This is a genomic window from Aeromonas sp. s3 (genome assembly GCF_040907805.1).
Taxonomy (GTDB): Bacteria; Pseudomonadota; Gammaproteobacteria; order Enterobacterales; family Aeromonadaceae; genus Aeromonas; species Aeromonas dhakensis.
In genome coordinates this window covers 372,830-391,144 of sequence record NZ_JBFOCQ010000027.1, presented here as the reverse complement: position 1 = coordinate 391,144, position 18,315 = coordinate 372,830, and the positions used below count along the sequence as shown (strand labels likewise).

15 protein-coding genes are annotated in these 18,315 nt (G+C 63.8%); all 15 read left to right on the top strand.

Annotation, left to right across the window (positions count from 1 at the left end; all coding sequences use genetic code 11):
- Nucleotides 1–73: 73 nt before the first annotated feature.
- On the top strand, nt 74–568 hold the full coding sequence (locus AB5Y98_RS14780) for a type II secretion system protein (protein WP_025202354.1): 495 nt from the start codon (nt 74–76) through the stop codon (nt 566–568).
- On the top strand, nt 555–1,115 hold the full coding sequence (locus AB5Y98_RS14775) for a prepilin-type N-terminal cleavage/methylation domain-containing protein (protein ID WP_368232174.1): 561 nt from the start codon (nt 555–557) through the stop codon (nt 1,113–1,115). Before AB5Y98_RS14780 ends, AB5Y98_RS14775 begins: the two co-directional genes overlap by 14 nt.
- Complete coding sequence (locus tag AB5Y98_RS14770) at nt 1,115–1,945, top strand: PilW family protein (protein WP_368232173.1); 831 nt, start codon at nt 1,115–1,117, stop codon at nt 1,943–1,945. Before AB5Y98_RS14775 ends, AB5Y98_RS14770 begins: the two co-directional genes overlap by 1 nt.
- A complete protein-coding gene (locus tag AB5Y98_RS14765) occupies nt 1,935–2,405 on the top strand; it encodes an MSHA biogenesis protein MshP (RefSeq protein ID WP_368232172.1) in 471 nt (156 codons plus the stop codon). Before AB5Y98_RS14770 ends, AB5Y98_RS14765 begins: the two co-directional genes overlap by 11 nt.
- Nucleotides 2,405–6,046 carry a DUF6701 domain-containing protein gene (locus AB5Y98_RS14760; protein ID WP_368232171.1) on the top strand — a complete coding sequence of 1,214 codons (3,642 nt, stop codon included), beginning with the start codon at nt 2,405–2,407 and terminating at the stop codon, nt 6,044–6,046. The genes AB5Y98_RS14765 and AB5Y98_RS14760 overlap by 1 nt, the downstream gene beginning before the upstream one ends.
- A 204-nt stretch (nt 6,047–6,250) precedes the next feature.
- On the top strand, nt 6,251–7,291 hold the full coding sequence (locus tag AB5Y98_RS14755; RefSeq protein ID WP_005308111.1) for a rod shape-determining protein: 1,041 nt from the start codon (nt 6,251–6,253) through the stop codon (nt 7,289–7,291).
- Between the two features lie 42 nt (nt 7,292–7,333).
- Complete coding sequence (gene mreC / locus AB5Y98_RS14750; RefSeq protein WP_005308113.1) at nt 7,334–8,227, top strand: rod shape-determining protein MreC; 894 nt, start codon at nt 7,334–7,336, stop codon at nt 8,225–8,227.
- Nucleotides 8,227–8,718, top strand: a complete 492-nt coding sequence (gene mreD / locus AB5Y98_RS14745) for a rod shape-determining protein MreD (protein WP_213344108.1) — start codon at nt 8,227–8,229, stop codon at nt 8,716–8,718. The genes mreC and mreD overlap by 1 nt, the downstream gene beginning before the upstream one ends.
- Before the next feature lie 51 nt (nt 8,719–8,769).
- Nucleotides 8,770–9,357: a nucleoside triphosphate pyrophosphatase gene (locus tag AB5Y98_RS14740; protein ID WP_010635366.1), complete on the top strand. Its 588-nt coding sequence runs from the start codon at nt 8,770–8,772 to the stop codon at nt 9,355–9,357.
- A gap of 193 nt (nt 9,358–9,550) precedes the next feature.
- Entirely contained in the window at nt 9,551–11,020 is a 1,470-nt protein-coding gene (gene rng / locus AB5Y98_RS14735; protein WP_005308119.1) for a ribonuclease G, read from the top strand.
- Nucleotides 11,021–14,920 (top strand): YhdP family protein, encoded by a 3,900-nt coding sequence (locus AB5Y98_RS14730; protein ID WP_368232170.1) that lies wholly within the window; start codon nt 11,021–11,023, stop codon nt 14,918–14,920. It begins immediately after the preceding gene.
- A 34-nt stretch (nt 14,921–14,954) separates the two neighbouring features.
- Nucleotides 14,955–15,287 carry a Dabb family protein gene (locus AB5Y98_RS14725; protein ID WP_195877842.1) on the top strand — a complete coding sequence of 111 codons (333 nt, stop codon included), beginning with the start codon at nt 14,955–14,957 and terminating at the stop codon, nt 15,285–15,287.
- The gene (locus AB5Y98_RS14720) at nt 15,284–15,871 is read left to right on the top strand and encodes a nucleotidyltransferase domain-containing protein (RefSeq protein WP_054543927.1); all 588 of its coding nucleotides are present in this window, start codon (nt 15,284–15,286) and stop codon (nt 15,869–15,871) included. Before AB5Y98_RS14725 ends, AB5Y98_RS14720 begins: the two co-directional genes overlap by 4 nt.
- Before the next feature lie 19 nt (nt 15,872–15,890).
- Nucleotides 15,891–16,712, top strand: coding sequence for a carbon-nitrogen hydrolase family protein (locus tag AB5Y98_RS14715; RefSeq protein ID WP_368232169.1), 822 nt, complete (start codon nt 15,891–15,893; stop codon nt 16,710–16,712).
- Between the two features lie 149 nt (nt 16,713–16,861).
- Nucleotides 16,862–18,310: a metalloprotease TldD gene (gene tldD / locus AB5Y98_RS14710; RefSeq protein ID WP_024942708.1), complete on the top strand. Its 1,449-nt coding sequence runs from the start codon at nt 16,862–16,864 to the stop codon at nt 18,308–18,310.
- Nucleotides 18,311–18,315: the final 5 nt, after the last annotated feature.

Below are 18,315 nucleotides of genomic sequence, written 5' to 3'. Positions count from 1 at the left end.
CGGATGAGCAGAGAGAGAGAGAGGTTCTCTCTGCTCATTTTTGATGGGTAAAAATGGTATGCGATCTATTTCAATGAGCAGACTTGGCTTTACCCTGATTGAACTGGTTATCGTGATCCTGTTGCTCGGGATTCTGGCCGCCTTTGCCGTGCCCAAATGGCTGGGCAAAGGCGGCGTTGAAACCCAAACCCTGCGTGATGAGCTGCTGACCCGGCTGCGGTTGGTGCAGACAATCAACATGCATGAACCCGCCGACCGCTGTACCCAGCTGGTGGTGGAGGCTTCCCGTTTTGCCCATATCACGCTGGCGGCGACCGGGGCTGGCTGTCCGGCCCCCGGCCTCATGGCCGGCTGGAGCGACAATCAACGCACCCGTGGCCGTCTTGTCACTCCTTCCGCCGGTATGGCGGTCTCCCTCAATAACGCCAGCAGTTTCGTGCTGCGCTTCGATCAGATGGGCAGGCCGCTCGGGGGTTGTGCCACGGGCTGCACCCTGCGGGTCAGCGATGGCCAGGAGACGGGTGGCATCAAGATAGAGTCGGAGGGCTTCATTCATGAGAGCCCCTGATCGCGGTTTTACCCTGATTGAGCTCATCGTCGGCATAGTGCTGCTGGCGGTGGCCTTGACCGGCATCCTGGGTCTGCTCGTAAACCAGGCCCCCAGCGCGGTGGATCCGGTGCAGCAGGTGCGGGCGGCTCAGCTGGCCCAGCGGCTGGCCGGCGAGATCCAGCAAAAGTCGTTCGACGAGCAGTCGGATCACAACGGCGGCCGTTATCGCTGTGGTGAAGTGGTGGCCAGTGTCACCATCCCGGCCTGCTCGACCCGCTACGGTTCGGACGGCGAACCCACCCCCTATGCGTTCAACGACGTGGACGATTTCGATACCGCCGGCAGCTGGCAGGATGCCAGCTTCTACACCCAGAGCGGCGGCATTATCGCCAGCGACGAGTATCGCAACTATCAGGTCAGGATTGCGGTGAGCCCGGTCGACTTCAGCGATGGCACCTTCAAGAGCTGTGCGTCCCCCTGTTCGGTGGGCAAGCGCATCGATCTGCAGATCAAACTGCCGGATGAGAGCGTGCTCGACTTCTCCTTCTACCGGGGCAACTACTGATGCGGACGGCGAGCGGTTTTACCCTGATCGAACTGGTGATGGTGATCCTGCTGCTGGGGATCATGGCTACCTTCGCCAGCCAGTTCATCGGCATCGGCAGCCAGGTCTACGGGGATGCCAGCAGCCGCGAGCAGCTGATGAGCGATGCCCGCTTCGCCATGGAGCGGCTCAACCGCGAGGTACGCAATGCGCTGCCGGGTTCCGAGCGCATCGAGACGCTGGACGGCAGCTGGAGCGACAGCGGTCCCTGCCTGCGCTTCTGGCCCATCAGCACCTCCAGCCGTTACATTGCCCTCAACCGGAATGTGTCCGGCAGCACAACCACCCTCGAATTGGTGATGGCCACCCCTGCCTCGGCCGTCGATCCCTTAAGCCCGGATGCCAGTGCAGTCGCGGTGGGGGATCTGCTGGCCGTCTTCCCGCTGCCCGATGCCAACCAGCCTTCGCTCAGCAATGGTTGCGAGTACGGGCGCTGTGTCGCCAGGGTCACCGAAGTGCTGGCTCCGGTTTCGGGGGCACAGACCCTGCGCTACGCAGCGACCGAGAGTCTGGCCGGCCTCTCCCCTGGCAGCCGGGTCTACTTTGCCCGCGAACAGGTACGCTATTGTGTGCAGGCGGGGTCCATGTACCGCGCCAGCATGGCGCTGAATGGTGCAAGCGCGGCCATGCCGCTGGGGATCCTGATGGCCGACTCCCTGCGGGCCGGCTCTTTCTATCGGGAGGCCACGGCCTTCAACAGCGAAGGGGAGTTCGGCGTGCGGCTGGTGTTCGAGCGCAAGGGGGAAGCGGTCACCTTCAACCACAAGCTGGGGGTGTTCAATGTTCCCTGAGCGGCGCCAGAGCAAGAAGATGGGGGGCAGTGCCCTGCTGATCGCCCTGTTCGTAATCGTGGTGATGGCCATGCTGGCGGCGGTCATGGGGCGTTTTCTGCTCGACAGCAGCGAGAAGAACACGGTGGAGGTGCACAGCGTGCGTGCCCTGCTGGCGGCCCAGAGCGGGCTGGAGCTGGCGCTCTATCGACTGTTCCCCAACCGGACAGCGGCCCAGCCCCAGCCAACGGCACAGTGCGAGCCCAGCAGGACGATCAGTTTCGCCGGCAACCTCGGGCTGGTCGACTGTCAGGCGGTGGTGCAGTGCCGCACCCTGGCGACCAGCTACAACAACGTGACGAGCACCGGTTATCGGCTCGAGAGTGTCGGCACCTGCGGCTTGCGCAATGACCTGACCAGTGCCAGTCCAGACTTCAGGGTGAGCCGCACCCTGATGGTCGAAGCGTACGACGGAGGCTGATGATGAAATGGTTGTGGGCGCTGGCCCTCTTCACTGGCCAGGTCTGGGCCTTCGATCCCATCGATACGGGTTCCCTCTTCCCGGCCGTGGTGCAGGGTCATCATGGCAACAACAGCGATGTTTGCCACCAGATCAGCGGCTATCAGCTGAGCCAGCTCAACAACGCCAAGATCAACGGTACCGGCGGGCTGCCGCTCAATTTTTGTTCCATTCAGCCGGATCAGAACAATACGCTCCGTTGCGATAACGGTGTGGGTGGCTACAAGGTCTGCACCGTTACCGGCAGTGATATTCGAGGGCTGGCGCTGAACGGCAACAACGCATTCCCTTCCAACAATACCAACACGATCCAGAACTGTTCGTCCGGCTCGCAAACTGCTGGCAGTGCTGCTTATGGCTCCATGACGGTAGAAAGCTGCACCATGACTTTCCCCAGTCGCAGCACCTACCAGTTCAAGACGTTGGCGGTGCGCAACAATGGCGTGCTGGTGCTGGGGGACGGCGATTATTTCATCGATGCACTGGTACTCGACAATGCCACCATCCGCCTCTCCGGCAGCGGTACCACCCGCATCTTTGTCAACAAGGATGTCAAGCTGGTCAACACGGTCAACATTAATGCGACCAATCAGGGCAGCCTTGTCTGGGTCAATTACGGCAACATGGTGCTCGATAACGCCACCACATTTTATGGCTATCTCTACACCGACGGCCGCTTGACCATGAACAACAATGCCACCGTCTATGGCAGGGTGACGGCCGGTTACCTGAGCATGGATGCCCAGTCCAGCATCAACGACTACTCGGTGCCGCCGCCGTTGACCTGCTTTACCGATGGTTTCGACAGCGGCCAGATCAACCCGGACAGCTGGGTGGTGGCCCAGCGCAACAACAGTACCCTGCCATCGGTACAGAATGGCCGCCTGCGACTCACCCAGAACGTCACCGATCAGGCCACCTCGGCGACCTTCCAGCGCCTCTTTCCGGGGGCCGGCAACCTGGTGACGATCGAATTCGATCAATACGCTTACAAGACCTCTGGCACGAGCGGGGCCGACGGCATGGCGGTGGTGCTCTCCGATTCGACCATGACGCCGCAACCGGGGGCCTTCGGCGGCCCGCTGGGCTATGGCTACAAGACCGGGATCAGCGGCTTTGCCGGCGGCTGGCTCGGGGTCGGGCTCGATGAGTACGGCAACTATGCCAACGAGGGGGGAAGTACCAACCTGGGGTCGCGGCCGCAGGCGGTCTCCATCCGCGGCTCCGGGTCTGGCACCTCAGGCTACAACTATCTCGCCGGTACCGGCAGCTACCTGAGCCCGACCGTCGACAGCGGCACCAACGGCAACCGGCCCCACCGCTATCGCATCACGGTCGACTCCCGGGTGGCTGGCAGCTCGCTGGCCACGGTGGAGCGGGATACCGGGGCTGGCTACAGCTCCCTGATCGGCCCCCTCAACATGGCGAGCCAGGCCGGTCAGGCGGCGGTGCCGGCCAATTTCCTGCTGTCGCTGACCGGCTCAACCGGCTCGGTCACCAACTACCACGAGATAGACAACGTGCGGATCTGCGCCCTGCGATCCAGCCCGGTGGGTACCCAGATCGATCACTTCGAGTTCGATCACAGCGGCAATGCGCTGACCTGCAACCCGGAGACCCTCACCATCCGGGCCTGTGCCAACCCGGATTGCAGCGTGCTGATCACCGATCCGGTCAGCGCGACCCTGCTCCCCACCACGACGACCAGCGGCGGCTGGGTCGGGGGCAACGTAGTCAACTTCAGCGGCGGCAGCACAACGTTGCAGCTCAGAAACACGACGGCAGGCGCGGTCACCGTGGGGGTCAGCGGTTCGACACCCTCGACCAAACCGCTCAGCACCACCCTCTGCCGCTCTGGTGGCGGGGCGCTGAGCAGCGCCGCCTGCACCCTCACCTTTGCCGACAGCGGCTTCATCTTCGATGTGCCCGACACCTACTCGAACCAGCCGCAGACGGTGGCCATCAAGGCGGTCAAGAAGAGCGACGTGACCAAGCAGTGTGTGCCCGGGTTTGCCAACCAGAGCAAGAGCATCAAGTTCTGGAGCAGCTATGTCTCGCCCGCCAGCAACATCTACAACAACAGAATGAGCGTCAACAACAGCGTGATCGGCACCAGCCAGGGCAATGCCACTGCGCTCTCCCTCAGTTTCGATGCCCAGGGGCAGTCGAGCATGACGGTCACCTATCCGGATGCCGGCAAGGTTCAGCTGGATGCCCGCTACGACGGCACCGGCAGTGAAGCTGGCCTGGTGATGCTGGGCTCGGATGCATTTGTGGCGCGGCCGGTGGGGCTCTGCATCACGACCGCAGCGGCAGCATGTACGGGCAACTATGCCAGCTGCCCGATCTTCAAGAAGGCGGGGGAATCATTTCAGGTCGACATCAAGGCGGTGGCCTGGGAGTCAGCCAACGACGGCGACATCTGCACCGGCAATCTCGCGACCCCCAATTTCTCGCTCAGCGGCATCGCCCTGAGCAATACCCTGGTGGCGCCGACGCCGGGCAGTACCGCCAGCCTGGGTAAAACCAGTTATGACCATGGCGCCGCGGCCAACGGGACGACCAGCATGGAACAGAGCGTCAGCGAGGTGGGGGTGTTCAGGTTGACGGCGACCCCGCCGACCAACGGCTACTTCAATACCACAGTCCCGCCGAGCCAGAGCCAGCCGGTGGGCCGCTTCATCCCGGCCGACTTCGAGCTGGTGAGCGGCGACATAGTACCGGCCTGCGATCCCTTCACATATATGGGGCAGCCCTTCGGGGTTGCGCTGGATGTGCGCGCCCGCAACCTGGCCGGTGCCCAGACGGCAAATTACACGGGGGATTTCGCCAAGGGCAGTGCGTTTATCACCGTGGCCAACGACAAGGATGGCAAGACCCTGTCGAGCCGCCTGCGCAGCCTGCAGCCGCTGCCATGGCTCGATGGACGAGCCACCTTTACCGGCAGCAGCGAGTTTGTTCGCGTGTCTGACGTCCAGCCGGATGGCCCCTACGAGTCGCTGCTGTTTGGCCTCTACATGCGAGATAACGATGGCGACAGAAGCCTGATCGCCATGCCCAATTTCAACGATGGGGTGGTGGGTGACTGCAGTGGTGGCAGTTGCAACGCCCGCCTGATCGACATAGTGCCGATGCAGGTCTATTTCGGCCGGCTGCTGGCGAAGACCGAGACCGGGGTGGCATCGGCCGCCTTGGCCGTGGCGCAGCAGATGCAGTATTACGAGGCCGGTGGCTGGCAGCAAAACAGGCTGGATCAATGCACCCTGCTGTCGCTGGCCAATCAGGGCTTCAGCTTCTCGGGCGCAGGCCAGAGCCTCGATACTGCCAGCAGCGAGCTCAACATAGGGGGCAATCGCAAGATAAAGCTGGGGCTGGGCAGCTCGCCACCGGGCGGCATGGCGGCGGTGGCCAAAGATGGCGAGATCCTGCTGCAGTTTGGCAAACCCGAGATGGCGGTGCGCATTCCGTACCGGGTGGAGCTAGCGAAACAGCCGACACAACCACTCTGGCTGTCGGATCCCCAGACCCTGCAAGGGGAGGCCATTTTCGGCTCAAGTCGCGGTAATGACAGAATTATTTATCGGCGCGAAGTGATGCATTGAGCGGGGCTGCGGGGGCGCTGGCCGGCCGCCGACCCCCTATCCCCTTGTTTATTAGCGTTTGCCGGCTTGTGCGGGTGAGTGATGACTCGCATTTTTGTCGCGCCCGATGGGCTGGCGACAGTTTGAGCGCTTGCCGATTGGGGTGGGCATTGGTAAAGTTAGCCGGTTTTCTGCACCTCCAAATTCTTAGGATTTCCCGTAGCCATGTTCAAAAAGCTCAGAGGCGTCTTTTCCAACGATCTGTCGATCGACTTGGGAACTGCCAACACCCTGATCTATGTAAAAGATCAAGGGATCGTCCTTAACGAACCCTCAGTTGTCGCCATTCGCCAAGAGCGCGGGAACGCCAAATCGGTCGCTGCTGTCGGTCATGCCGCCAAGCAGATGCTGGGTCGTACCCCGGGTAACATCTCCGCCATTCGCCCGATGAAAGACGGCGTGATCGCCGACTTCTACGTGACCGAGAAGATGCTGCAGCACTTCATCAAGCAGGTTCACGACAACAACTATTTCCGCCCCAGCCCGCGTGTGCTGGTGTGCGTACCGTGCGGCTCCACCCAGGTGGAACGTCGCGCCATCAAGGAATCCGCTCTGGGCGCCGGCGCCCGCGAGGTTTACCTGATCGATGAACCCATGGCTGCCGCCATCGGTGCCGGCCTGCCGGTCTCCGAAGCGACCGGCTCCATGGTGGTGGACATCGGTGGTGGTACCACAGAAGTGGCCATCATCTCCCTGAACGGTGTGGTTTACTCCCAGTCCGTCCGCATCGGCGGCGACAAGTTCGACGAAGCCATCATCAGCTATGTGCGCCGCAACTACGGCAGCCTGATCGGGGAAGCCACCGCCGAGCGCATCAAGCACGAGATCGGCTCCGCCTATCCGGGCGAAGAGGTGCGCGAGATCGAAGTGCGTGGTCGCAACCTGGCCGAAGGTGTGCCGCGCAGCTTCACCCTGAATTCCAACGAGATCCTGGAAGCGCTGCAAGAGCCGCTGTCCGGTATCGTCTCCGCCGTGATGGTGGCGCTGGAGCAGTCTCCGCCCGAGCTGGCTTCCGACATCTCCGAGCGCGGCATGGTGCTGACCGGTGGTGGTGCCCTGCTCAAAGATATCGACCGTCTGCTGATGGAAGAGACCGGCATCCCTGTGGTGGTGGCCGAAGATCCGCTGACTTGCGTGGCCCGTGGTGGCGGCAAGGCGCTGGAGCTGATCGATATGCACGGTGGCGATCTGTTCCACTACGAATAAGACCCAAAGCCGGCCAGCGTGCCGGCTCTTTTTTGACGACCCATGAAACCCATTTTTGGTAGAGGCCCTTCGCTTCAGTTACGGTTGTTTCTCGCCGTCATCATCTCCATTGCTGCCATCGTAGCGGACTCTCGCTTCGGTGTGTTCAGCCACGTCCGCGTCTACCTCAGCTCACTCGTCAGCCCGCTGCAATACATGGCCAATGCGCCAGGCACCCTGCTCGACACCATGTCGACCCAGGTGCAGACCCGGGCCGGCCTCATCGAGCAGACCAAGCAGCAGGAACAACAGCTGTTCACCCTGCGCTCGCGCCTGCTCAAGATGGATCATCTGGAGCACGAGAACCAGCGCCTGCGCGAGCTGCTCGGTTCGCCGGTGCACAAGGAGTCCCGCAAGATGGTGGCCGAGCTGCTGTCGGTGGATTCCGACCCCTTCAGCCATCAGGTGCTGATCAACAAGGGGGCGCTGGACGGTGTCTACAACGGCCAGCCGGTGATCAACGATCAGGGGGTGATAGGTCAGGTGCTGCACGTGGGCTCCACCACCAGCCGCGTCCTGCTCATCACCGACTCCAGCCACGGCATCCCGGTGCGGGTGCTGCGCAACGACTTGCGCGCCATTGCCTCTGGCAGCGGCGAGCTCGACAAGCTGGAGCTGCGCAACCTGCCGCGCAACACCGACGTGCAGGTCGGCGATCTGCTGGTCACCTCGGGCCTCGGCGGCCGCTTCCCGGAAGGGTATCCGGTGGCGACCGTGACCCGTTCCGACTACGTGGAGGGCAAGCCCTTCGCCCAGGTCGAGGCCAAACCGCTGGTGGCGTTGGACCGCCTGCGCTATCTGCTGCTGCTGTGGACCGACAAGAAACCGGAAGTGCATGACGATGAAGAGGCCCCGGCTACCGCGCCGGCGCCTTCTGCTGCGGGAGCGACGCGCTGATGTTACAACCCGCCAGCGGCAGGATCTGGATCTGGATCTGGATCTCGATCCTGCTGGCCTTGAGCCTGTCGATCCTGCCGCTTCCTTTCCAACTCGAACCCTTCCGGCCTGACTGGCTCGCCATGGTGCTCATCTACTGGGCGCTGGCGTTGCCGCACCGGACCAACGTCGGCACCGCCTGGGTGGCGGGCCTGCTGCTGGACGTGCTGCTCGGCAGCACCCTCGGCGTGCGGGCCATGGCGATGGCCATCACCACCTACCTGGCGGCGTTCCAGTTCCAGAAGATCCGCAACTTCTCCCTCTGGCAACAGGCGCTGATCATCGGCTGCCTCTCGCTGGTGGGCAAGGTGACTATCTTCTGGGCCGAGCACCTGTTCAGCCGGGCCAGCCTCAATTTCGCCTACTTCTGGTCGACCCTGAGCACCATGCTAATATGGCCCTGGGTTTTCCTGGTCTTGCGCAAGGTGCGCCGGCGCTTCAATATCAAGTGAATGTGAGTAAAAACAACTAATTGTAACCGTACCTCATCTCATCAAGCGATTATGAACAAGCACAACGAACTGCAACTCTATCTCGCCTCGGGCTCACCCCGCCGCCACGAACTGCTGACCCAGCTGGGTTACCGTTTCGAAGTCCTCAAGCTGGATGTGCCGGAACAGCGGGAAGAGGGTGAAAAGCCCCAGGATTACGTGTGCCGGCTGGCCCGCGACAAGGCGATGGCCGGCGTGGCCGCCGCGCCCACGGCGCTGCCGGTACTGGGGGCCGACACCATAGTGGTGCTGGGTGACCGGGTGCTGGAGAAGCCCTCCGATCTGCTCGATGCCAAGGACATGCTGGAGGCGCTCTCCGGCAAGGTGCATCAGGTAATGACGGCGGTGGCGCTGGCCACCCCGGAGCGCTGCGACGTGCGACTGGTCACCACCAACGTGGCCTTTCGCAAGCTGGACGAGGCCGAGATCGAGGCTTACTGGCGTACCGGCGAGCCCTGCGACAAGGCCGGCGCCTATGCTATCCAGGGCATCGCCGGCAAGTTCGTCAGCCGCATCGAGGGGAGCTACAGCGCCGTGGTCGGCCTGCCCCTGCTGGAAACGGATCTGCTGATCAAGCATCATCTGGAACAGGTCCGCTAATCCCGTCGCCGCCGTGGTCAGCGCCGCCCGCCTCACTGGCCGGCATGGCATTCGAACAGGGCGGCCAGAATTTGAAGCCATCACAGGCAAGGCATAGGTCGGTGACAACCGCCGGCTGTTTCTTACTGCGTTACTCACCGGTTGCGCGCCGGTTTGGCTGCCAGAATTTAAAACTAGAAAGGCAAGGTAACTTATGTCGGTAGAACTGCTGGTAAACGTCACCCCCTCCGAAACCCGGGTCGCCCTGGTCGAGAACGGTCTGCTGCAGGAAGTGCACGTGGAGCGTCAGGCCAAGCGCGGCATCGTCGGCAACATCTACAAGGGCAAGATCAGCCGGGTGTTGCCCGGCATGCAGGCGGCCTTCGTCGACATCGGCATGGACAAGGCGGCCTTCCTGCACGCCTCCGACATCGTGCCCCACACCGAGTGCGTGGCGGTGAAGGAGAAGGAGCAGTTCCAGGCCGGCAACATCGCCGAGCTGGTGCGCCAGGGGCAGGACATCATGGTGCAGGTGGTGAAAGATCCGCTAGGCACCAAGGGGGCCCGCCTCACCACCGACATCACCCTGCCGTCCCGCTATCTGGTGTTCATGCCGGGCAGCGCTCACGTGGGTGTCTCCCAGCGCATCGAGTCCGAGGCGGAGCGCGAGCGCCTCAAGCGTACCGTGGCCGGCTATGTGGACGAGCTGGGCGGTTACATCATCCGCACCGCCGCCGAAGGGGTGGGTGAGCAGGAGCTGGAGCAGGATGCCGCCTTCTTGAAGCGCCTGTGGCGCAAGATCCTGGAGCGCAAGCAGAAGTACCCCCCCTGCAAGATCCTCTACGAGGATCCCAGCCTCGCATTCCGTGTAGTACGCGACTTCGTCGGCGCCGAGCTCGACAAGATCCGGGTCGACTCGCGCCAGAGCTTCGATCAGCTCAAGCGCTTCACCGAGGAGTACGTGCCTGAGCTGGCCGGCAAGCTGGAGTACTACTCCGGCGAATCCCCCATCTTCGATCTCTACGACGTGGAGAACGAGATCCAGCGCGCGCTGGAGCGCAAGGTGGAGCTCAAATCCGGCGGCTACCTCATCATCGACCAGACCGAAGCCATGACCACGGTGGACATCAACACCGGGGCCTTCGTCGGCCATCGCAACCTGGAAGAGACCATCTTCAACACCAACGTCGAGGCGACGGCGGCCATCGCCCGCCACCTGCGGCTGCGTAACCTCGGCGGCATCATCATCATCGACTTCATCGACATGCAGTCCGAGGATCATCGCCGCCGGGTGCTGCACAGCCTGGAGCAGGCGCTGTCGAAGGACAGAGCCAAGACCAACGTCAACGGCTTCTCCCAGCTCGGTCTGGTGGAGATGACCCGCAAACGTACCCGCGAGAGCCTGGAGCACGTGCTCTGCTCCGAGTGCCCCGAGTGCAAGGGGCGCGGCCGGGTCAAGACGGTGGAGTCGGTCTGCTTCGAGATCCTGCGGGAGATCATCCGGGTCAACCGCGCCTACGACGCGGATCAGTTCACCGTCTACGCCGCCCCAGCGGTGGCCGACTATCTGCGGGGCGAGGAGTCTCACAGCCTGGCGGAGCTGGAAGTGTTCATCGGCAAGCAGGTCAGGGTGGTGAGCGAGCCGCTCTGCGGGCAGGAGCAGTTCGACGTGGTGATGATGTAATTGGTCTATCGCTGGCTGAGTCGGGGCTGGTTGGCCCTCGGGGTCTTCTTCGTACTGCTGGCCATCCTGGTCAGTCTGGTACGCGTTGGCGGCCCCCTGCTCAATCAGCACAGACAGGCGCTGCTCGATACCCTGCTGGCCGACAGCAAGCTGGAGGCCAGCGTCGATCGCATCGGGCTGGACTGGACCCAGCGCGGCCCGGCCCTCGAGCTGCAGCAGCTGGTGATCGCGCCGAACTCGGGTCGCTTCGCCCTGCGCCTTGGCAAGGTGTGGGCCCACCTCGACTTCTGGCGCTCCCTCAACGAACTCAAGCCGGTATTCGGTCAGCTGATCCTGAGTGATGGCGACATAGCGCTGGATCTGGGCCAGCCCGCGGAGCCGGAAAGCGGCGACGGCAGCGACCAGCAGCAGGCCCTGCTGCGTTTTCTGCTGACCCAGCTCTCCACCTTCGATATTCATGACACCCGCCTCAGCCTCACCACGGCGCTGGGGGAGGTGCGGGCCCTCGACATCGCCCAGCTGCGCTGGCAGAACCGCGGCAAGCGCCACCAGGGGGTCGGCAAGGCCTATCTCATCAACGGGGTGGGCGAGAGTACCCTCGACCTCATCGTCGACGTGGATGCCCCCCAGGTGCGGCTCGACCGGCTCAAGGGCCAGCTCTATCTGGGGGCCCGTCAGCTAGATATCAGCCCCATGCTGGCGCGCACCCATGCAGGGGAGCCCAAGGTGAGCGGCCAGCTCGACTTCCAGCTCTGGAGCGAGTTCAAGGCCGGCCAGCTGGGGGACTCGCTGCTGGCGTTTGGCGACAACTACCTCATCTGGCAGGATGAAAAACAGGGTGACCTGCACCGGCTCGGGCTGCAGGGGGGCAAGATCCAGCTGCGCCGGGACGGCAAGGAGTGGCAGTTTGCCAGCCACGACGTCACCTTCAAGCTCGACGGCAAGCCCTGGCTGCACAGCCGGCTGCAGCTCGAGCGGGTCGGCGATCGCATCCAGGGCTATGTGCCGGCCATCGATCTGGACCAGATCGCCAACTTGAGCCAGCTGGTGTCGGGGATCTATCCCGAACTGACCGAGACCCTCAAACGCACCCGCCCGACCGGCAAGATTGAGGATCTGATCCTGCAGGCGGATGCCGGCTGGCAGGGGCTCTCCGTCAGCGGCCAGCTCTCCCACATCAGGGTCAACGCCTGGCGCGACGTGCCCGGCGTGCGCGATCTCAACGGCGAGTTCTGGCTCACCCCGACCGGCGGCAGCGCCCGATTGCAACTGGCAAACGATGCCATTGACCCGGCCCGTCACTTCAAGGAGCCGATCCCCGTTGATCGCTTCTCGGCGCGGCTCGACTGGTGGCAGGCGCCGCAGGGCTGGGTGCTCTATGGCCAGGATCTGGTGCTGGACAACCCGGACTTGAGCCTCGCCAGCCGCTTTCGGCTCGAGTTGTTCGAGCACCCCTTCCTCGCCCTGACTGGTCGCATCGACGTCAAGAATGCGGCCAACGCCGATCGTTACTATCCACTGCAGGTGATGGACAAGAGTCTGGTGGACTACCTGAGCGGGGCCATCAAGGGGGGCAAGGCCAAGGGGGCTGACCTGCTCTGGTATGGCGAGTTCCGCGACTTCCCCTATAGCAAGGGCGAGGGCATCTTCCAGGTGGCGGTGCCGCTCAAGCAGGCCTCCTACGAATTCTTCCCCGGTTGGCAACCGCTTACCGACCTGCAGATCGATCTGCTGTTCCAGAACGCCAGCCTCGACATGAACAGCCGCGCCACCCGGCTCGGCAAGGCCAGCTCCGACTCGGTGCACGCCTGGATCCCGGATCTCTACCCGGGGGCCCACCTCTACGTGGATGCCAAGGTGGAGGGCGAGGGCAAGGCCATCAGTGACTACCTGCAGGACTCGCCGCTCGGTGGCTCGGTCGGTCAGGCGCTGCAGGAGGTGGAGATCCGCGGCCCCATGAAGGGCTCGGTGAAGCTGGATATTCCGCTGGATGGCGAGAGCGAGGTCAAGGCCAGCGGCGACGCCCTGTTCAGCAACAACAAGGTGCGGATCACCAGCCTGGATCTGCCACTGGATCAGGTGCAGGGGCGGCTCGAGTATGACAACGAGCAGACCCGCTTCAGCAACCTCAAGGCGAGCCTGTGGAACCAGCCGCTCACCCTCGATTATCAGGGCCGCCAGCAGCCCAATCGCTATCAGGTCGATCTCAAGTTCAAGGGACAGTGGGACAGCCGCCGCCAGCGCCAGGACATCCCGGCGCTGGCCATCCTCAAGGGGCGCAGCAACTGGGCCGGCAGCCTGGGGCTGACCCTGCCAAACGATCAGCCGTTCAGCTTCCAGCTGGCGCTGGACTCCAACCTGCAGGGCATGGGACTGGATCTGCCCGCACCGCTCGCCAAGGCGGCCGACAACCGGCTGCCGCTCAAGGTGACCGCCCGCGGCCGCGACGGCAGTGCCGACATTCGCGCCGTGCTGGGGGCCGACGTCGACATGCAGAGCCGGCTGGTGTACGGCGACGGCGTGCCCTACCTCAGCCGGGTGCGGGTGGACGTGGGTCAGCCCGGTGCCCGGGTGCTGCGCGATCGGCCCATGCTGCTCGCCATCAACCAGCAGCAGGCCGACGTGGCCGGCTGGCTGGCCCGCCTCAAGCAGTGGCTGCCAGCCGGCACGGCCCCGAGCGGCAATGCGGTTGTGGGTCCCTCTTTCTTGCCGCAGGAGTGGTGGGTAGACGGCCAGCTGGCCCGCGCCGACATCGGCAGCGCCAACCTCAAGGCGGTGCACTTCACAGTGGGGCCGGTCAATCAGGCCACCGAGGTGATGATCGACAGCCCGGACGTGATGGGGGTGGTGCGCCTGCCGGTGTCCGATCGCCAGCCCATCGATGCCAAGTTCGCCCGTATCTACTGGTCCGGCAAGAGTTCGGATCTGAGCCCGGATCCCGATGCCAGACAGGACAAGGCCATCATGGATGCCATCCCCTGGCTCACCTTCAGCTGTGTGGATTGCCGCTTCGGTGAATTGCCGCTGGGGGAGGTGAAGGGGGAGCTGATCCCGGGGGCCGACAAGCTGAGCCTCAAGGGGCTGGAGATGCGGCTGGCGGGCAGCCAGCTGAGCGGCAGCGCCGAGTGGCTGGCCGGGGCGGACGGCATGCAGACCCGTGCCCGCGCCCACATCAGCAGCAACAACAGCGAGCTGCTGCTCAAGCGGCTCGGCTACACCTCGCCCATCGGCGATGCACCCGGCAAGATGGCGCTGGACTTGAGCTGGCGCGACGTACCGTACCGGCCGAACCTGCCGACCTTGGCCGGCAAGGTCGACTACCAGCTGGAAGGGGGCACCCTGCGCGAGGTCAACGACAAGGGGGCGCGACTGCTCTCCCTGCTCAGCCTCGACTCATTGCTGCGCAAGCTGCGCCTCGATTTTCGCGACGTGTTCGACAAGGGCTTCTACTTCGAGTCCATGTCGGCCTCCGCCAGGATCAAGCAGGGGGTGGTGGAGAACGACGACTTCTACATGAAGGGGGCGGCCGGCAACCTGCGCGGCGAGGGCATCGCCGACCTGGTGCGCTGGCGGCTCGACTACGAGCTGAGCTTCTCGCCGAACCTGGGCGGCACCCTGCCGGTGGTGGCGGCCTTCTCGCTGACCCCGATCACCGGGCTCTACGTGCTGGCGCTCTCCAAGCTGCTGGAGCCGGTGGTGGACGTGGTCACTCGCATCGATTTTCGGGTCTCAGGCCCGCTCGACGATCCCAAACTGATCGAGGCGGGGCGCAACCGGGCCCGCATCAAGCTCAACCAGCAGCAGAAGGAGGCGGTCGACGCCGTGGCCCCCAACCTGCCGGCGCAGGAAGTAACCCCCTTCCTGCTCAGCCCCAAGCACGCCGGCCCCGCCCAGCGCTGAGCGGGCGGCCCGGCACCATCACAAGGAGTGAGCCATGATCCGACATATCCTGCTGATCGCCTTCAAGCCGGGCACCCAGCCTGAACAGATAGACGCGGTGCGCGCCGCCTTTCTCGCCATTCCCCATCAGGTCAGCGGCGTGCTGGCGGTGGAGTGGGGGCGGGACGACAGCCCGGAGGGGCGGGCCGAGGGCTTCACCCACAGCGTGCTGATGACCTTTGCCGACGAGGCGGCCCGCCAGCGCTATCTGCCCCACCCGGATCACGATGCCCTCAAGGCCATCTTCCGCCCGGTGCTGGAGCGCATCATAGTGCTGGATTACACCCTGCAGGCCGGCGATGCGGTCACGCTAGGGTCGCAGTCATGATGGACGAGGCTCGTTGGGCCAAGATTCCACCGCTTCAGTTCGCACTACTGCAGGCAGTGGTGGAACATGGCAAAGCCCATCCCGCCATTGCTGCCGGGGTGGTAGTTGGCTCGCTTGCCAAGGGCACGGCTGACCGGGTATCCGATGTCGATGTATTGCTGCTGGCCGAACCGGGTTTTCATCAGCATGGGGAAGCGCTGGTTCGTTCCATTGTCGGTGAACGTGCGGTGTTCCACTGTTGGCAAGGAAGACATGAAGATGTCTGTTCCTACTGGCGCTATATCTTCCTGGATATGTCCAGCATCGAGATCCATATCCTTGATCGCGATGCCGGTTTTCCACTTGCCAAGCCTTACTTGCCTCTTTTTGATAAAGCCCATTCGCTATCGGCACTGGAGGTCGCGGGGCCTGCTCCCAGCCATTGGGATTTCCCTGCCTACATGGGAGACGGTGATGGTCTGGTGTGGGAGCTGTTCGATTGCCTCAAATGGGCGGAACGGGGCCAACGGGGATTAGTCAGGCATCATCTGCGTAAACTGTTGGCAGAGATGGATAAAGACCCGAATATTGTGGATCGCGAGTAACGTGGACAAGGAGAGAACCATGTGGTTAGCCGCAATACAGCTGGTATCGGGCCGCAACTGGCAGGATAACCGGGAGCAGATCGCCGCCGAGCTGGCCCTGTTGCCCAAGGTGCGGCCGCTGCTGGTGCTGCTGCCGGAGAACTTCGCCCTGTTTGGCGAGCGGCAGGGCTATCTGGACGGGGCCGAGACCATAGGTTCCGATCTGGACGGAGCAGCGCCGATCCAGCAGCAACTGGCCGAGTGGGCCCGTGATTACGGTATCTGGCTGGTGGCGGGGGCCATGCCGACCAGCATCGCCGGTTCCGACCATATCCACACCAGTACCCTGGTGTTTGACCCCAGCGGCGATCTCAAGGGCCACTACCACAAGATCCACCTGTTCGACGTGGACGTGGCGGACACTCACGGCCGCTATCGGGAGTCGGAGACTTTCAGCCCCGGCGAGGAGCCTGTGCTGGTGGACTCCCCGTTTGGTCCCCTCGGCCTCTCTATCTGTTATGATCTGCGCTTTCCCGAGCTGTACCGCCGGCTGGCCCGCGCTGGCGCCCGCGTGCTGCTGGTGCCTGCCGCCTTCACCGCCGTGACCGGCGAGGCGCACTGGGAGCCGCTGCTGAGGGCCCGCGCCATCGAGAACCAGTGCTACGTGGTGGCCGCCAATCAGGGCGGCACCCACGAGACGGGGCGCCAGACCTGGGGGCACAGCATGGTGATCGACCCCTGGGGCCGGGTGCTGGCCAGCCTGGACAGCGGGCGCGGCACCGTGCTGGCACCGCTGGACCAAAGTCTTATGGACGAACTGCAACGCACCATGCCGGTGCTGGGCCATGCCCGTCTGCTATGAACATGTGCAGGTTCGATTCGCCCTGTGGCGGGGGATCGGACGCTTGCAAACCCGATGGTGGGTTGGACGTTCGATGACGTTTCGCCAATCGAACCCAGGGTCGGGGATTTAACCGTTACGACATCTCGCATCGAGAGTGGAGAGAAAGATTGAGTCTATTGAGCCAGGTTAGTGCCTCCCTGTTGGCCCCGAACGATCTCGACGAAGGGCGGCTGCAGCAGTTGCTCGGCAGCCTGATGAGCCATCAGGTAGAGTTCGGCGACCTCTATTTCCAGCGTAGCTGGCACGAGTCCTGGATGCTGGAGGACGGCATCGTCAAGGATGGCAGCTACAACATCGATCAGGGGGTGGGGGTACGCGCCGTCAGCGGCGAGAAGACCGGTTTCGCCTACTCGGACGAGCTGAGCCTGCTGGCATTGCAACAGTCGGTGACTGCCGCCCGTGGCATCGCGGCTGCCGGTGCGCAGGGCAAGGTGAAGGCGTGGGCCAGAACCTCGGCAAACCTGCTCTACCCGGCGCTGGATCCGCTGCAGACCCTCGACAAGCAGCAGAAGATCGCCCTGCTGGAGCAGATGGACAAGTTCGCCAGAAGCCTGGATCCCGCCATCAATCAGGTGATGGCCTCCATCAGTGGCGTCTATGAAGAGGTGCTGGTGGCCGCCACCGACGGCACCCTGGCCGCCGATGTGCGTCCGCTGGTGCGTCTCTCGGTGACCGTCATCGCCGAAAAGGGCGATCGTCGCGAACGCGGCAGTGCCGGTGGTGGTGGCCGTTTCGGCTACGACTACTTCCTCGAGCTGGACGGGTTGGAGAGCCGGGCGTTTGGCTATGTGCGCGAGGCGGTGCGCCAGGCGCTGGTGAACCTCGACGCCATCGATGCACCGGCCGGCACCATGCCGGTGGTACTCGGTGCCGGCTGGCCCGGCGTGCTGCTGCACGAGGCGGTGGGCCACGGTCTGGAGGGGGATTTCAACCGCAAGGGCTCGTCTGCCTTTGCCGGCCGCATCGGCGAGCAGGTGGCTTCCAAGCACTGCACCATAGTCGATGATGGCACCCTGCCGGGTCGGCGCGGCTCCGTCTCCATCGACGATGAGGGGACGCCGGGCGGCTACAACGTGCTGATCGAGAACGGCATCCTCAAGGGTTACCTGCAGGACAAGCAGAACGCCCGCCTGATGGGCGTGCCGCTCACCGGCAACGGCCGCCGCGAATCCTACGCCGCCCTGCCGATGCCGCGCATGACCAACACCTACATGCTGGCGGGTCAGTACGATCCGGCCGAGATCATCGCCTCGGTGAAGAAGGGGATCTACGCCCCCAACTTCGGCGGCGGTCAGGTGGATATCACCTCCGGCAAGTTCGTCTTCTCCGCCTCCGAGGCCTACCTCATCGAGGATGGCAAGATCACCGCGCCCATCAAGGGGGCGACCCTGATCGGCAACGGCCCCGAGGCGATGAGCCAGGTTTCCATGGTGGGCAAGGATCTCGCGCTGGATCGCGGGGTCGGGGTCTGCGGCAAGGAGGGACAGAGCGTGCCGGTCGGTGTCGGCCAGCCCACCCTCAAGCTGGATCAGCTCACCGTGGGCGGCACCCAGTAAGGGCA

Coding starts and splice junctions, on each gene's coding strand:
- AB5Y98_RS14780 (WP_025202354.1), top strand. CDS start 74: ATGAGCAGACTTGGCTTTACCCTGATTGAACTGGTTATCGTGATCCTG.
- AB5Y98_RS14775 (WP_368232174.1), top strand. CDS start 555: ATGAGAGCCCCTGATCGCGGTTTTACCCTGATTGAGCTCATCGTCGGC.
- AB5Y98_RS14770 (WP_368232173.1), top strand. CDS start 1,115: ATGCGGACGGCGAGCGGTTTTACCCTGATCGAACTGGTGATGGTGATC.
- AB5Y98_RS14765 (WP_368232172.1), top strand. CDS start 1,935: ATGTTCCCTGAGCGGCGCCAGAGCAAGAAGATGGGGGGCAGTGCCCTG.
- AB5Y98_RS14760 (WP_368232171.1), top strand. CDS start 2,405: ATGATGAAATGGTTGTGGGCGCTGGCCCTCTTCACTGGCCAGGTCTGG.
- AB5Y98_RS14755 (WP_005308111.1), top strand. CDS start 6,251: ATGTTCAAAAAGCTCAGAGGCGTCTTTTCCAACGATCTGTCGATCGAC.
- mreC (WP_005308113.1), top strand. CDS start 7,334: ATGAAACCCATTTTTGGTAGAGGCCCTTCGCTTCAGTTACGGTTGTTT.
- mreD (WP_213344108.1), top strand. CDS start 8,227: ATGTTACAACCCGCCAGCGGCAGGATCTGGATCTGGATCTGGATCTCG.
- AB5Y98_RS14740 (WP_010635366.1), top strand. CDS start 8,770: ATGAACAAGCACAACGAACTGCAACTCTATCTCGCCTCGGGCTCACCC.
- rng (WP_005308119.1), top strand. CDS start 9,551: ATGTCGGTAGAACTGCTGGTAAACGTCACCCCCTCCGAAACCCGGGTC.
- AB5Y98_RS14725 (WP_195877842.1), top strand. CDS start 14,955: ATGATCCGACATATCCTGCTGATCGCCTTCAAGCCGGGCACCCAGCCT.
- AB5Y98_RS14720 (WP_054543927.1), top strand. CDS start 15,284: ATGATGGACGAGGCTCGTTGGGCCAAGATTCCACCGCTTCAGTTCGCA.
- AB5Y98_RS14715 (WP_368232169.1), top strand. CDS start 15,891: ATGTGGTTAGCCGCAATACAGCTGGTATCGGGCCGCAACTGGCAGGAT.